Below are 15,755 nucleotides of genomic sequence, written 5' to 3' on the forward strand. Positions count from 1 at the left end.
CTTAGTGTAAATAGTATCTAATTTTGCAGAGAAATCCTTGCTAAAAGAACAGTCTAAAAGAACAATTTATGGAAAGAAAAATTACCTTCATCAGGCTTATTTCATTACTCGCACTGGCATTAATGATAACGCCCGGAAGCTATGCGCAGGTGTACCAGCATGACTTTGGTACAACTAACATAACTGCACATCCTTACAATGTAGCCCCGGCTATATTAAACCCGGATCTCTCTTCATCCTCATGGACCAACAGTACCGGATCATGGACCAGCTTTGCAGGTTCTGCAGGCCAGGCCATAGCGCTGAACAACAGTTCTGGCAACCCCACTATAACGCTCACCTTCAACGTAGCGGCCGGCAAGACGCTGGACGTTACATCGTTCAGCTTTTGGAGGCAGCGAAGCAATTCGGGTGCCCAAAACTGGACTATGACCATCAACGGGATTAACGTTGGTTCGGGAACAATAGCCCAGGGTGGCGGCGTGAATACCGGTAACATTACTGTGGCCAACCCTGTAAATGGCATTACCGGCACTGTAACGGTGGTAATTACACTAAGCGGTGCTTCGGGCAGCGGTACTTTCAGGCTGGACGACTTTACTCTTAACGGTACAGTAAATTCAGGATGCACCGCACCTGTAATTTCGTCGTTCTATCCAACTTCCGGTCCGGCAAATACACTGGTGACCATTACAGGAAGCGGGTTTGAGGCAGGAACGACTTCAGTGAAATTTGGCGGGGTGGAATCGGCAGGCTTTACTGTAATTTCAGATACCGAAATTAAAGCCATACTGCCTTCCACGGCGGTTACAGGCAACGTTACCGTGACTACCAATGCCTGTGTGGGGACATCGTCTTCCTTTACAGTCATATCATCCAACTGCCCAACGTTTGCAGCTCCTACAGAACTTTTTATCTCTGAAATTTATGATGCTCCTTCCGGTGAGGGTGGAGCCATCGAACTATATAACGGCACATCCGGCCCTATAGACCTTTCGCAATACAGCATCGTTCGCCACGGTTCTGTGGGCGGTCCGGCTACCTTTACGCTGAACCTGACAGGTACGCTTGCGGCAGGCGGCATCCATATCGTGCGCACGAACACGACAGTATGCGGGCTTACGGGCACGCCGGTAAATATGCTTCCTACAGGCTTTAATGAAGATGACGAACTGGAGCTTGTTAAGAACTCTTTGGTGATCGACAGGGTAGTTACTCCTGATAACGTAGGCTTCAGCATGATACGCAACAGTAATGCGGCAGTGCCCCAGACAACTTTCAATGCTGCCGACTGGGCTATTTCAAACACTGAAGACTGCGCCAACCTTGGCATACACAATATCACTTCATCACCTTCAGACCATATTTCTGCACAGCCACTGAGCGCTGCCATCTGTGAAGGCGACAACGTACAATATACCGTTACCCTGAGTTCTGTTTCAACTTTTACCTATCAATGGAAAATGCTGAATGCATCAGGCAACTGGGTAAACATTACCGACGGGCCTAACTTTTCAGGAAGCACTACTACAGAGCTTACCGTAATTGATGCACCAATGGATTTTAATGGCGCACAATTCTACTGCCAAGCTACCTCTGCAGGATGTACCCTTATAAGCAACGCGGTGCAGCTAACGGTATCGCCGCAGCCTTTGGCAGTTTTGGTTCCTGTAGTTCCAACGTGTACCATACCTACCGGCGGAATACTTATCATGCCTTCTGTAGGCGACGGCCTTACCTATAGCATTGACGGCGTGAATTTTCAAACAGGGCTGGCTTTCAACGGCCTTGCCCCGGGAAGCTACACACTTACAATAAAATCTTCAGCCAACTGTGTGTCCATAGTGCCATTTGTGGTAGCTCCGGCCCCACTGGCACCTGCGGTAGCCGACGTTACCGTAACCCAGCCCGGCTGTACAACCGCAACAGGGAGCATTACTGTAAATACGCCTGTTGAATTGGGCCTTACCTACAGCCTTGACGGTACGAATTTCCAGAACGGAACTACATTTGCCAACCTGTTGCCGGGTGATTATACAGTGACTGTTATGACAGCGCTGGGATGTACATCGGTAACAACAGCAATTACAATTCAGGATGCGCCTGCGACACCGGCGGTAGCTACAACTGCCGTAACACAGCCGGACTGTACCACGGCCACGGGAAGCATTACAATATCAGCCCCGGTTGGCGCAGAATATACTTACAGCGTTGACGGTACAACATTCCAGGCTTCCCCAACATTTAGCGGGCTGGCTCCCGGTACGTATACCGTTACTACGCAAAATACTGACGGATGTACATCGGTTACAGGAAACATTACCGTAAACCCGGCTGTGATTGTCCCTGACGTAGCGACTGTTACTGTGACACAGCCCGACTGTACTACCGCTACAGGAACTATTGTAGTTACATCACCTGTTGGAGCCGGCTATACGTACAGCGTTGACGGTACAACATTCCAAAGCTCAGCTACTTTTGCTAACCTTGCACCGGGTAGCTACACTGTGACTACAGAAAGCGCCGACGGATGTACATCTGCTACAACTTCCATTACTATAAATGTTGCTCCTGCTACACCTGACGTTGCAACGGTTACAGTGACGCAGCCAACCTGTACTACACCGGGAAGCATCGAAGTTACTGCACCGGCCGGCCTTGAATACAGCATAAACGGCACCACATTCCAGACAGGTACAACATTTGCCGGCGTGGCCCCTGGTACTTATACCATAACTACCCGCAATGCCGACGGATGTACATCGGTAACAGCCCCTGTAACCATCGACCCTGCACCGGGATCGCCGGCTACTGCAACAGCCACTGTAACCCAGCCTACATGCAGCCTTACATCGGGAACTGTAACAGTAACCGCACCTGTAGGAAATGACTATACATATAGCATTGACGGCACCAACTTCCAGGCATCGACAACCTTTGCTAACGTTGCACCCGGCAATTATACGCTTACCACCCAACTGAACGGATGTACTTCTACCACATCGGTAACAATAAACCCTGTACCGGCTTCGCCTGTAGCGGCAACATTTACCGTAACACAGCCAACCTGTGCCACCCCGGCCGGTACTATTGAAATTACTGCACCGACAGGCGCAGGCCTTACCTACAGCATTGACGATACGACATTCCAGAACGTTACTACATTTACCAATGTCGCTCCGGGTACATACACCATCACAACACAGAATGCCGATGGCTGTAAATCGACTGTTACGGCAGTTGTAGACCCGGCACCGGGAGCTCCTGCTGTTGCAGCTACGACCGTTACGCAGCCTAACTGCAGCGGTGTGACAACCGGAACAATTGAGATTACAAGCCCTACAGGCGGTACTTATACCTACAGTATTGACGGTACCAACTTCCAGGCATCGACAACCTTTGCAGGGCTCGCGCCGGGCAACTATACTGTTACAACAGATAATAGCGGCTGCCAGTCGGTAACCGGAACCATTACGATAAACCCTGTACCGACAGTCCCTGTTGTGGCCAACACTACGGTTACACAACCTACATGTGCCGCACCTACAGGTACTATCGTGGTTAACGCACCAACCGGTGCAGGATTCACATATAGTATCGACGGTACAACTTTCCAGAGCGGCACTACATTCGCCAACCTTGCAGGAGGAGCTTACTTTGTTACCGTAATGAACGCCGGCGGATGTACTTCGACTACAGGAGTTATCAATGTTGACGATTCGCCTGTACCGGCTGCTGCCCAGGCCAACCTGACACAGCCTACCTGCTTTACAGGCACAGGGCGTATAGACGTGACTTCGCCTACAGGCTCGGGCTTTACTTATAGCATAGACGGCACTAATTTCCAAAACGGAACGTCGTTTATCAACCTTGCTCCGGGAAGCTACACCGTTACTGTAACCAACATCGAAGGCTGTACATCAACAGCATCGTTTACCATCAATGCCCAACCTGCGAATCCGGCAGCTCCTACCCTGACAGCTGTTGACGCTACTTGCGATATGGGAACAGGATCGGTATCAGTAACTGCTCCTGTAGGTACACAATACTCTTATAGTATCGACGGCGGTTCAACATGGCAGGATGAGGCCAGTTTTGAAGGCCTTGCACCGGGCAGCTATAGCGTAATCGTTATGACTGATGCAGGTTGCGAGTCGGGAGAAACTACGATAACAATTTCTGAGCCTGTAAACAACATCGTGATCACAGGAACACAAGGTTGTGAAGGTTCCGGCTTTGATACTACTTATGTGCTGAATGCATCGGTAAGCGGTACAGATGAAAACACAGCAACGATTGTATGGAAGGATGCAGCAGGCAACGAGATCGCTACAGGGACATCATTTGATGCCACAGCTTATGCCGATGCCAATGGTATAACGCCGGCACAATACCCGCTTGCCTTTATGCTTACCGTGACTACACCCGGAGGATGCATCAGGAGCCAGATCTTTGAAGTGGATGGCACCTTCTGCGGCATACCAAGGGGTATATCGCCAAACAACGACGGTAAGAACGACAGCTTCGACATTTCGGGCATGGGTGCGAATAAGGTTTCCATCTTTAACCGCTATGGCGAAGAGATTTACAGCAGGAACAATTATACCAACGAATGGAGCGGGCAATCGAACAGCGGCGATGAGCTGCCAACGGGCACCTACTTCTACGTAATCGAAAATTCCGGCAAAAGCAGGACCGGATGGGTTTATGTAAACAGGGAACAATAATTTTTTTCTTCCAGAAGTTGGAAATCCCCATTGCGAAAGCGGTGGGGATTTTTTTATGCAAACTATTTTACTTTACGATTTATGTGTAACTTTATGGTTCATTCGAAATGCATGGGAAACATTCTAAAAATATCTTTGCTGTTTCTTTTGTTTTCCTTTTCGGGAAAAGCACAAACTTCTGTAGAGGACACCCTCACAGCATCCTATCGCTACAACAAAGCCAGGGCTCTCTATATAAAAAGCTTACATAGCAAAAGTTCAATGCATTTGAATAAACTTGGTGCCGAGTTTCGTGATAAGCTCAACTTTTTTGGTGATAGTACAGTTCTTGCCACCAGGGAAGGTGCTTTAAAATGGATAAAAGAAAACCTTGAGCGTACCGACTTCGAAACTTATGAGGCCGCCGTTAACGAATATGAGGCAATCGGAGTTGCATCGGCAAATCAGGTTAAAGATAACAGTGAGTTTTATGACTACATAAAATATTGCGCACTATATCACAAGGAATACAGCCTGCTACCCGATGTATGCCTTGATGTCCATAGTTCAAATCCGGAACTATTAGACCTTTATAAAAAATATGAATGATGAAAGCCGGGCTGTTGCCCGGCTTTACTTTTAAAATATATCCGCATCACCCTTGCCTTCCCTAACGACAACCGGTTCGGGGCCGGATAGGTCGATGATAGTTGAGGGAGTGTTGTCACCATAGCCGCCATCGATCACGGCATCCACAAGGTTTTGCCATTTCTCAAAAATCAGCTCCGGGTCGGTGGAGTATTCCAGTACCTCATCGTCATCGTGTATAGAGGTGGAAACAATGGGGTTGCCCAGCTGGCGTACTATTTCGAGTGCGATGTTGTTATCGGGCACACGGATACCTACAGTATCCTTCTTTTTAAACTCTTTTGGCAATTTGTTATTGCCCGGAAGGATGAACGTATAGGCGCCCGGCAGTGACTTCTTCAGTATTTTGAATGTGGGTGTATCAATCTGCTTCACGTAGTCGGAAAGGTTGCTCAGGTCGCTGCATACAAAGGAAAAATTGGCCTTTTCCAGCTTGATTCCCTTTATTTTGGCAATGCGTTCCAACGCCCTGCTGTTGGTGATGTCGCAGCCCAGGCCGTACACGGTATCGGTCGGGTAAATGATAAGGCCCCCCTCGCGGAGAATCTTTACCACTTTGGCAATTTCTTTCTCATTGGGATTCTCGGGGTATATTTTTATGAATTGCGCCATAATTCTTTGCTTCTGTTTAAAGCCTTAAAGTTACGAAACAATCAGGAAACAGGCGTTAAGGCAAACTTAAACATTGCATTCCCCTACTCTACCACCACGATCTCATATTTTTCAAGAAGCCCTTTCAGCCCTTCCTGCGAGAATCGTGCGCGTCGCAGCTTGTTCCGTTCAGGGTCGATGGAGTAGTTATAGCTTGTCGTAAAATCGGCTTTTTGCGCAATGGAGTCATGGAACACCGCCTTGTGCAGGTTGCAGTTATCAAACAGCACTTCGGTAAGGTCGGTACTCATGAAATCGACAGCAATGAGGGAGCAATCGGTGAATATGGTTCCTTTTATCTTCAGGGTATAGAACTTGGCATAATCCAGCGTGCTGTTTTTGAACTCTATAGAAAAAAACAGCTTGTCGACCATCGAGAAATTCACCCCGGTAAAATTGCAGTTATCGAAGAACGCGCCCCTAAGCCCCACATAGTTGATCTTCGCCTCACTGAAATTGCAGCTGATAAAATTGCAGTCGATAAAGGCCACGCCGGTAAAGTTGCATGCGGTAAAATCGCATTGCGTAAAGGTACAGCGCTCAAAATCCTTGTACATGATGTCGTCCTGATTGTATATTTTCCCTGTTATCTGCTGGTCGATAATGTAGTTTTCCATGGGGTAAAAGTATTGATTTATGGAACGCGGATGACGCGGATGTTGCAGATGCTCACGGATTTTTCCCTTTAGCCATGACAGCAGCGGCATCCCCGACGAAGGAGGGATACAGCGTATGGCAGGACTAACGATGGCAAAAATGCGCTTAGATGGCTGCTTCTAAAAAATCATCTGCAGTACTGATGGTAAGATTTGCAGCAGGGTTTGAGTGAGCGGGCGCTGCTCCCCTCTCCTTTGGAGAGGGGCCGGGGGAGAGGACTTTTTCATCCGCTTTTTACGTTACAAATCTCGACCAAAATCGCTATTTTTGCAATTATGAAAATGGATATCCACAAGTATATAAGCCAGTTGAATGATGCCCAGCAGGCGCCAACTTTACAGAAGGACGGCCCCATGATGGTGATAGCCGGTGCGGGTTCGGGTAAAACAAGGGTACTCACCATACGCATTGCTTACCTGATGAGCCAGGGAGTGGACGCGTTCAACATCCTGGCGCTGACCTTTACCAACAAGGCGGCCAAGGAAATGAAGAAGCGTATTACCGAAATCGTAGGCCCCGAAGCGAAAAACCTTTGGATGGGTACGTTTCACTCGGTATTTGCGAAGATATTGCGGATTGAAGCGGCTAAGCTCGGCTTTCCGTCCAACTTTACCATATACGATACGCAGGACAGCGTGCGCCTTATCTCATCCATCATCAAGGAAAAACAGCTGGACAAGGACGTCTACAAACCCAAACAGGTTTTGGGACGCATATCCTCATATAAAAACAGCCTGATCACGGTTAAAGCGTACTTCAATAACCCGGAGTTGCAGGAAGCCGACGCCATGTCGAAAAAACCGCGGCTGGGCGAGATCTACGAAGAATATGTAAACCGCTGCTTTAAGTCGGGCGCGATGGACTTTGACGACCTGCTGCTGCGTACCAACGAACTGCTGAACCGTTTCCCCGATGTGCTGGCCAAATACCAGGACCGTTTCCGCTACATTCTCGTGGATGAGTACCAGGATACCAACCACTCGCAGTACCTTATCGTTAAAGCATTGTCGGACCGGTTCCAGAACATCTGCGTGGTAGGCGACGACGCGCAGAGTATCTACGCATTCCGTGGGGCGAACATCAACAACATCCTGAACTTCCAGAAGGATTACGACAATGTTCAGGTGTACCGCCTGGAACAGAATTACCGCTCGAGCAAAAACATAGTGGAGGCAGCCAATGCCATCATCGATAAGAACAAGACCAAGCTGGACAAGGTGGTTTGGACGGCCAACGACGAAGGCCACAAGATAAAAGTGCACCGCAGCTTTACCGATGCCGAGGAAGGCCGGTTTGTGGCCAGCACCATCTTTGAAGAAAAGATGCGCAACCAGCTGACGAATAACAAATTTGCAATACTGTACCGCACCAATGCGCAGTCGCGCGCCATGGAAGATGCCCTGCGCAAGCGCGACATACCGTACAGGATATATGGCGGCTTGTCCTTCTACCAGAGAAAAGAGATTAAGGACGTGCTGGCCTATCTTCGCCTGGTGATCAATCCGAAGGACGAGGAGGCACTGATACGGGTTATCAATTACCCTGCGCGCGGTATTGGCGACAGTACGGTAGAGAAGCTTACCGTTGCGGCCAACCACTACAAGCGCTCTATTTATGAAGTGATGGAGAACATCGACAAGATCGACCTGAAGCTGAACAGCGGAACGCGCAACAAGCTGCAGGATTTTGTCATCATGATCAAGAGCTTCCAGGTTATCAACGAAAACCAGGATGCCTTTTACCTTGCCGAGCACGTAGCCAAAAAAACCGGCCTCATACAGGAGCTTAAAAAAGACGCCACCCCCGAAGGCATTGCGCGCATAGAGAACATCGAAGAGCTGCTCAATGGTATACGTGATTTTGTGGAAGGACAGCGCGAAGTGGACGGCGCCAGGGGAGCATTGGCCGAATTCCTTGAGGACGTTGCCCTTGCTACCGACCTTGACAAAGACACCGGTGACGACGACCGCGTAGCCCTGATGACGGTACACCTCGCCAAGGGGCTGGAATTCCCGTATGTATTTATCGTGGGGATGGAGGAAGACCTCTTCCCGAGCGCCATGAGCCTTAACACCCGCAGTGAACTGGAGGAGGAACGCAGGCTGTTTTACGTTGCCCTTACCCGCGCTGAGCACCAGGCCTACCTAACCTATGCACAATCACGCTACCGATGGGGCAAACTGGTAGACAGCGAGCCGTCACGCTTTATTGAAGAGATTACTGATACCTTCCTGGAATACCTTACACCCGCGGAAAACAGTTACCGCTATAAGCCGATGATCGATGCCGATATTTTTGGTGATGTGGACAAGTCGAAGCTGCGCCAGGTAAAACCAACCAACACCCCGCCTCCGGCATGGGTAACATCCAATGACCCGGCACCAAGCACCAGCATCCGCCGACTGAAGCCTGTGGACGGGCGCAGCTCAGTAAGCAGCACGCCAATGCCCGACACCAAACTGGTTCCCGGCAACATAGTGATGCACGAACGCTTTGGCAAAGGTGAAGTGCTCAATCTTGAAGGCGTGGGCGCCGACAAGAAGGCTGAAATACGATTTGAAGTTGGGGGAATTAAAAAACTGTTGCTGCGTTTTGCGAAGCTGGATGTGATCAGTTAATTGGTTTCGGGTTTAGAGTTCGGGGTTCAGGGTTGCCTGGTGTTATGGAAATAGCCTTGTTTTATGTAATGGTAGAGACACAATGACTTGTGTCTTGCACGATGTTATTAGGCAATAAATGCCACAGCCTCAACCTCCAGTAAGTAATCAGGGTTGCCCATGCCTGCTACGAACAATGCCGTAATCACGGGCTGGTTTTCATTATCTTTAAAGAAACGTTGCGATGCCTCAAACCCTTTGCGGATGTCCTGCCCCTGGGTAATATAGATATTCATTTTGATGATGTCCCTGAAGGTAGCGCCTGCTGCCTTTAGTGCATTTTCGATATTCAGCATTACCTGCTCCGTTTGGGCGGCAATGTCGCCTTTTCCGATGATTTCGCCCTTCGGGCTAACCGAATTCTGCCCACCGATATAAATGGTTTTTCCATTGCCGGAAGTAGTAACCACCTGCGAAAACGCGGGGCTTTTCATCAGCGTGTCAGGGTTTAGGAACTGTATGGCCATGGTATTTAATTTTGTTGTTCAACATAATTTGCCAGCTTGTCGAGCGACTGGCGCGTACCCTCTTCATTATCTTCCGGCTTTATGCCCGATGGGATGTCATCAAAAAGCAACGTGATTAAAGTATCCTCTTCTTTAGGTTCAAAGTATACGGTCATTTTCATTTCGCCGGTAAAGCTTTCATCCTCCGAATCAAAAACAGTAACCAGAATAATCTTTTGGTTAGGGATGATTTCGAGGAACCTGGCTGTAAAGCGGTCTTCATGATCACTGGTTTTACCTGAAAATCCAGTTTCCTCTTCGGCATAATACAACGACATTTCATAACCTCCTCCTGTAGAAAAGTCGAATGAATGGATTTTGCCCGTCATGCCATCGGGAGCCAGCCATTGTTCCAGCGCTTCGGCGGAAGAAAAGGCATTATAAACTACTGTGACCGGCGCCTTGATATGCTTTATGTTTTTGGTAGATTGCAAAATCATTAGTCTTTGTTTAGTGTCCCATAACTGTTGTGGTACTCTTTCCCTTCTTTAGGCCGGGTAAACTTCAGTGCCGACCACACTTCATTCACGCTCAATGCAGTGCTTTCCACAAAACCGAAATCATACCCGATCCTGATGACCTCCTTAATGTTCAGGTCGGTGCCGAGCTGCTTTGCCTTGGGCCATGATACCCATAACATACTATTTGGGGCAAGGTACCCCTTCAGTTTAGGGAAAAATTGTTCCAATTGTTGTTGGTTTTTAGCAAAAAGATGAATGTAGTCAAACGTGCCGATAAGCCTTTTGATGATTTTTAATTCCGGCAGCCTAATGCCGGCGATGGCATTTTCGTCCGGATTTGCGATATAGGCCCGCGAATGTTGCTTTACACCCATTTTTTCGGCTACAGTCCTTTCCATAACTTAAAGGTAGCAAGCCCATTCTAAATAAAAATCGCTTTTAACTATTAATTATCAAGGCAATACATATTGTCAAATAGTTCCAAAGATATTAGGTAAATATTTTTAAATGCCTTACATTTGTACTATTGTCAACTATGTTATGAGTAGGCAATATTAAAGACCCAGGGGCTTCCACCCACGGGTCTTTTTCATTTATAGCAATATCACTTCGGGTGTGGCCGGGAAACTTATTTTTGCTGCCGCTTCACCATCTCGTTGATCCAAATCGGGGCAAAGGGCGACGTACACCCTTTCGACACCGGATAATCCCTGTAAATGCCCAGCTTCTCCCCTATTTCCAGTGCTCTTTGTCGGAATCCCGGGTGGTTGATACCTATGTTGGCCAGTGTCGTGTTCATTGTCCACTGTACTTCGGGCGGTGCGGTTGGCATTTCTTTTTCGATGCGGCTGAGAGTGGCATCAATGTCGATGCCTTCCGGTTCGCGGGCCACCCTTCCTGCCATGAGGCTCCAGCCCGATCGTGCCGCCCATTTATTATCCGAGTCCATCCATTGCTCCCTGAACTGCTCTTTATCCGGAAAATCCTTCAGCACATAGGAATTGAACCAGTCAGCCTCATGCACAAAATCCATCGTGTGTGCCATGCGGCTCACTTCCTCTGCCGACAGCTTTTTCGGGTTGACGATAAGCGTGGCCAATAACCTTGCTTCAACATAGCCTGTATCCCAAAGCTCAAACGCCAACTCGTGGTTTACCTTTATTTTTTTGGCAATGGGCCGAATATCACCGAGTTTTACGCCAAATTGTTTTACCGCTCCATATTTGGCATTGTGGGTAAAGGTGCTCTCATTGCGCAGGGACTCGAGGTGGGTAAGGATTTCAGGTACTCTCATAAACTTTTAAGGTTGATCATTAATTAAACTTTCGCTTCTTCCCTTTCGAACAGCGCATTGGTCCGCCGTACAGATTCCATGTCTTTATAGTCCAGCCACTCCTGGCCTTTCCGTTTGCGCATCCAGTTATCGTAATAGCGTATAGCCGCTACATTCAGTAAGCCTTTCCACAGGTTGACAGGACTGCCGGCCAGTGAGCGCAGGCTCAGCGAAAAACCAGGAGTGAGGTATTTCATGTAATGCCACCATCCCTCGGGCATATAAAGCATCTCTCCGTGCTGCAGGTTGGTAATATAGGGCTTAACCTTCCTGAGTGCGGGAAATCTTTCAAAATCGGGGTTGTCAAAATCAATGTCTTCATTGCAAATCCATGAATACGGAAGGCGATACATGTACTTTGTCTCTTTCGGGTCGACAAGTACACATTGTTTTTTGCCCTCAAAATGGATATGGAAAATATTCGGAAAGTCGATATCATAATGCATAAAGACTTTGGCATCCTGCCCACCGAAGAATACCAGCGGCAGGCTTTTTATCAGCCGTAAACCCAACTTCGGCCACTTCATATCTGCCTTCATGGCAGGAACGTCTTTCATGAGGTTATATAAAAAAATGCGCAGGTCGGTAGGGCCTTTTTCCAGGATGTCTATGTACTCCGACATTGTCATGGTAAAGTCGGGTTCGTTCACTTTTTTGGTGTAATCTGTCTTCCTGCTGTCATATAGCGGAACAGTCTTATCGCCTGCTAGCTCTCTAAGGAATTTAAAATTCCATTTGCTGAAGGCGGGCCAATCCTCAATTTGGTTCGTAATGACAACCGGCTTTTGAGGCTTGTAATAGTTTTCTATAAACTCTTTTTTTGTAAGCTTCTCAACCCTTTCTATTTCAATATAATTAAAGCCCATATCGTTTTATTTGTATCGGGAAAGGTACAGGAAATAAGGAAGCAGAACAACATCGCTAAAAAAAAATCCCCCGAGGACGGGGGATGTAAATCTAGAGCTTACTTATATAACTCCCATAAATATCCTTAAACTGGTAGCCTTCGCTAAAACGGTCCTTGCTCAGCTTGTTGTTCTCTGCCAGTCCCCACAGAATGAATTCCTTCATGAAGTACATATCTTCTTTCGGTGTATCGGGCTGGTATTTCTGAACCAACTGCTTCAAAGGGATAATGCTGTCCAATAGCTTATGATACTCCTTATCAGTGGTATCGTCTTCCATCTCCACACCGCTTTCGTTAAAGAACCAGTCGATGAGCTCCTGGTATGGACCTTTACCGTCATTCTTTTCCAGCTTTTCAATTTTCGGGAAGTAGTCAGCAAATACCGTTTTTACCGCGCTGCCAATCAGGTGTTCGGCAACGGCTGCCGCGCCTTCCTGCTCCCCTTCATATACCAGCTCCACCTTACCAGTTATGGCAGGGACAATGCCCATGAAATCGGCCAGCCTTACCGTGGTTTTATCCTCGCCCGAGCGTAATGCCCTTCGTTCCGCCGTACTCAGCAGGTTTTCGAATGCCGTAATGCTCATGCGCGCGCTCACGCCGCTCTTATAGTCTACAAAGTCACTGTTGCGTGCCTCGAAGCCTATCTGCTCCAGCAGATCGCGGGCAAGTCCGGGTACGTGTATCGTTTCGCTCTGGCGGCCATCCAGGTTGGCTTCCTGCTCAGTGATGGTGCGGGCTATCTTAACCGTTTCAGGGTAATGCGTGAGTATCTGCGAGCCTATCCTGTCTTTTAATGGGGTCACGATGCTGCCGCGGTTGGTATAATCCTCAGGGTTAGCGGTAAACACGAACTGTATGTCAAGGTTGAGCCTTACCTTAAACCCGCGTATCTGAATGTCGCCTTCCTGCAAAATATTGAACAGCGCTACCTGTATGCGTGCCTGCAGGTCGGGCAGTTCATTGATTACGAATATGCATCTGTTGGCCCTCGGTATCATCCCGAAATGGATCACGCGGTCATCGGCATACGACAGCCTCAGGCTCGCGGCTTTTATCGGGTCGATGTCGCCAATCAGGTCGGCCACAGTAACATCCGGCGTAGCGAGCTTTTCGTAAAAGCGCTCGCTGCGGTGCAGCCAGCTTATTGGGGTGTCGTCGCCTTTTTCGGCAATCAGCTCTTTGGCGTAGCGCGAAATGGGCTGTAACGGGTCATCATTAATCTCTGAGCCTTCCACTACCGGGATGTACTCATCCAGCAGGTTGACCATTAATCTTGCCAGGCGGGTCTTGGCCTGTCCCCTAAGCCCAAGCAGGTTGATGTTGTGGCGCGATAGTATGGCGCGTTCCAATTCGGGTATTACCGTATTCTCGAAGCCCCAAACACCGTCAAATACTTTTTCGCCTTTCTTTATCTTGTCCCGCAGGTTGCCACGCAGCTCATCCTTAATGGTTTTGCTTTGGTAACCTGCCTTTTTTAATTCACCTAATGTTTTTATGTTTTGTGTGTTCATTGCTTTGTCTATCATCTATTATCTAAGTCTATTATCTAATAATCGCTATTTCACCCTCTTTTTCCGGTTCGCCTCATAATCCTCAAATATCATTTCGCCAAGCCCTTTCAAACCTGTGTAAAAAGCCTTGCCCTGGTTGGCCTCTGTAAAATGCTGTATGAACTCCTGCAGGTACGGGTCGCGGGCAATCATGAATGTGGTTATGGGAATGTGCAGCTTGCGCGCCTGTTGTGCCATAGTGTAGCATTTGTCTACAATGTAATCGTCAAGGCCGTAGCTGTTCATGTAGTAGGTACCATCGGCCTGGCGCACGCAGCTGGGCTTGCCATCGGTGATCATGAATATCTGCTTGTTGGTATTACGCTTTCGCCGAAGCAGGTCCATTGCCAGTTGCAGCCCGGCCACCGTGTTAGTATGGTAAGGGCCAACCTGCAGGTACGGCAAATCCTTGATTGCTATGGGCCATGCATCGTTGCCGAATACCAGTATGTCCAGGGTATCTTTCGGGTAGCGGGTGGTTATGAGTTCGGCCAAAGCCATGGCGACTTTTTTGGCGGGGGTTATGCGGTCTTCTCCATACAATATCATGCTGTGGCTGATGTCGATCATCAGTACCGTACTCATCTGCGCTTTGTATTGCGAGTCTTCCACCACAAGGTCATTTTCAAACAACTGAAAATCATCGATACCGTTGTTTACCTGTGCATTGCGCAGGCTTTCGGTAAGCGATATCCTTTCCAGGCTGTCGCCAAAGCGGTATTCGCGGAACTCACCCGTATGCTCGTCGCCACTGCCGGAATATTTTGTCCTGTGGCTGCCCGAACCGGCACGTTTGAGGTTACCGAATATCTGCTCCAGTGCCTGTTGGCGTATGGAACGCTCTGTCTTTGATGTTATCTTGAGCCCGCCTTCACCATCCGGCTTTATCTCCTCACGGATGTAGCCTTTCTTTTTGAGGTCTTCAACAAAGTCGTCTATGGTATAGTTTTCATCGGTAAGGCTATATTCCTTGTCGAGTTGGCGCAGCCAGTCCAGGGCTTCATCAAGGTCGCCCGAAGTATAGGTGATAAGTTCGGTAAATATCTCAAAAAGCTTGTCGAAGGGCGCTATATTCGGGGCTTCGTAAGTGCGGAACACGAAACCTTTTTTCCTTTCTTTTTCCATACCCCTAAATTACCAATTTACAGTTTAGGAATTGTAAAATGTAATATAATTTTTTACAGTAGGAGCCTTCACCCCCGCTCTCTTCAAAAGAGAGGAGCCGGAATGGACTTCATAAAACTTACACTTACGCAGACAAATGCGTGCCGCCCAGGTAATGACCGTTAATATCCCTGCTGCCTATATCAAGGTAATCACGCATTACGAGCTGGTAATTATCCGATGTGTCTATAACTATTTCATGGTTGGCTACCTGCATCAGGTCGGCTATTTTTTGGAGTATGGTATTTTTACTATGCACTTCTTCCTTATTCAGCATCAGGTAAAAAAGCAGGTAGGTTTCAAAGTCGCCGCTCGCATGGGCATGCGTACGCACTTCTTCTGATATGCCTGTATCCTGCCTCACAGATACAATATCAGATTGGCCATTACGAATAGCCTTATCAGCATAATGCCAAAAATTCTCAGGACTGTACCTGCCCTCTGCAAATTTCAGCTCTTCACTGCCTGGCAGCTGAAGCACTACAAAATACGTCTCCATAGGTAAGGGTATT

At 48.2% G+C, this 15,755-nt stretch carries 13 protein-coding genes; 3 read left to right on the top strand and 10 right to left on the bottom strand.

Annotated features, from left to right (window positions below):
• Positions 1 to 68: 68 nt before the first annotated feature.
• Entirely contained in the window at positions 69 to 4,727 is a 4,659-nt protein-coding gene (locus OGH69_RS12790) for a T9SS type B sorting domain-containing protein (protein ID WP_265174874.1), read from the top strand.
• 111 nt (positions 4,728 to 4,838) lie between these two features.
• Positions 4,839 to 5,315, top strand: a complete 477-nt coding sequence (locus OGH69_RS12795) for a hypothetical protein (RefSeq protein WP_265174875.1) — start codon at positions 4,839 to 4,841, stop codon at positions 5,313 to 5,315.
• 30 nt (positions 5,316 to 5,345) lie between these two features.
• Here the strand turns inward: OGH69_RS12795 and OGH69_RS12800 are convergent, their stop codons facing one another.
• Both OGH69_RS12800 and OGH69_RS12805 read right to left on the bottom strand, forming a co-directional pair.
• Complete coding sequence (locus OGH69_RS12800) at positions 5,346 to 5,966, bottom strand: L-threonylcarbamoyladenylate synthase (RefSeq protein ID WP_265174876.1); 621 nt, start codon at positions 5,964 to 5,966, stop codon at positions 5,346 to 5,348.
• A gap of 83 nt (positions 5,967 to 6,049) precedes the next feature.
• A complete protein-coding gene (locus OGH69_RS12805) occupies positions 6,050 to 6,622 on the bottom strand; it encodes a pentapeptide repeat-containing protein (protein ID WP_265174877.1) in 573 nt (190 codons plus the stop codon).
• Between the two features lie 321 nt (positions 6,623 to 6,943).
• Between OGH69_RS12805 and OGH69_RS12810 the strand changes: the two genes are divergently transcribed.
• Complete coding sequence (locus tag OGH69_RS12810; RefSeq protein WP_372339340.1) at positions 6,944 to 9,280, top strand: ATP-dependent helicase; 2,337 nt, start codon at positions 6,944 to 6,946, stop codon at positions 9,278 to 9,280.
• A gap of 107 nt (positions 9,281 to 9,387) precedes the next feature.
• On the opposite strand, the gene OGH69_RS12815 is transcribed toward OGH69_RS12810, so the two are convergent.
• The 8 genes from OGH69_RS12815 to OGH69_RS12850 form a co-directional block, all read right to left on the bottom strand.
• The gene (locus OGH69_RS12815) at positions 9,388 to 9,786 is read right to left on the bottom strand and encodes a RidA family protein (protein WP_265174879.1); all 399 of its coding nucleotides are present in this window, start codon (positions 9,784 to 9,786) and stop codon (positions 9,388 to 9,390) included.
• A gap of 5 nt (positions 9,787 to 9,791) precedes the next feature.
• Positions 9,792 to 10,265 carry an SRPBCC domain-containing protein gene (locus OGH69_RS12820; protein ID WP_265174880.1) on the bottom strand — a complete coding sequence of 158 codons (474 nt, stop codon included), beginning with the start codon at positions 10,263 to 10,265 and terminating at the stop codon, positions 9,792 to 9,794.
• The gene (locus tag OGH69_RS12825) at positions 10,265 to 10,684 is read right to left on the bottom strand and encodes a hypothetical protein (protein WP_265174881.1); all 420 of its coding nucleotides are present in this window, start codon (positions 10,682 to 10,684) and stop codon (positions 10,265 to 10,267) included. The genes OGH69_RS12820 and OGH69_RS12825 overlap by 1 nt, the downstream gene beginning before the upstream one ends.
• 230 nt (positions 10,685 to 10,914) lie before the next feature.
• A complete protein-coding gene (locus tag OGH69_RS12830) occupies positions 10,915 to 11,580 on the bottom strand; it encodes a DNA alkylation repair protein (RefSeq protein WP_265174882.1) in 666 nt (221 codons plus the stop codon).
• Positions 11,581 to 11,603: 23 nt separating this feature from the next.
• The gene (locus tag OGH69_RS12835; protein WP_265174883.1) at positions 11,604 to 12,485 is read right to left on the bottom strand and encodes a cupin-like domain-containing protein; all 882 of its coding nucleotides are present in this window, start codon (positions 12,483 to 12,485) and stop codon (positions 11,604 to 11,606) included.
• A gap of 91 nt (positions 12,486 to 12,576) precedes the next feature.
• Positions 12,577 to 14,040 carry a sigma 54-interacting transcriptional regulator gene (locus OGH69_RS12840; protein ID WP_265174968.1) on the bottom strand — a complete coding sequence of 488 codons (1,464 nt, stop codon included), beginning with the start codon at positions 14,038 to 14,040 and terminating at the stop codon, positions 12,577 to 12,579.
• 45 nt (positions 14,041 to 14,085) lie between these two features.
• Positions 14,086 to 15,204, bottom strand: a complete 1,119-nt coding sequence (locus OGH69_RS12845) for a vWA domain-containing protein (RefSeq protein ID WP_265174884.1) — start codon at positions 15,202 to 15,204, stop codon at positions 14,086 to 14,088.
• 124 nt (positions 15,205 to 15,328) lie between these two features.
• The gene (locus tag OGH69_RS12850) at positions 15,329 to 15,742 is read right to left on the bottom strand and encodes a hypothetical protein (RefSeq protein WP_265174885.1); all 414 of its coding nucleotides are present in this window, start codon (positions 15,740 to 15,742) and stop codon (positions 15,329 to 15,331) included.
• Positions 15,743 to 15,755 lie beyond the last annotated feature (13 nt).

Source organism: Flavobacterium sp. MFBS3-15, from assembly GCF_026107645.2.
Lineage (GTDB): Bacteria > Bacteroidota > Bacteroidia > Flavobacteriales > Flavobacteriaceae > Flavobacterium.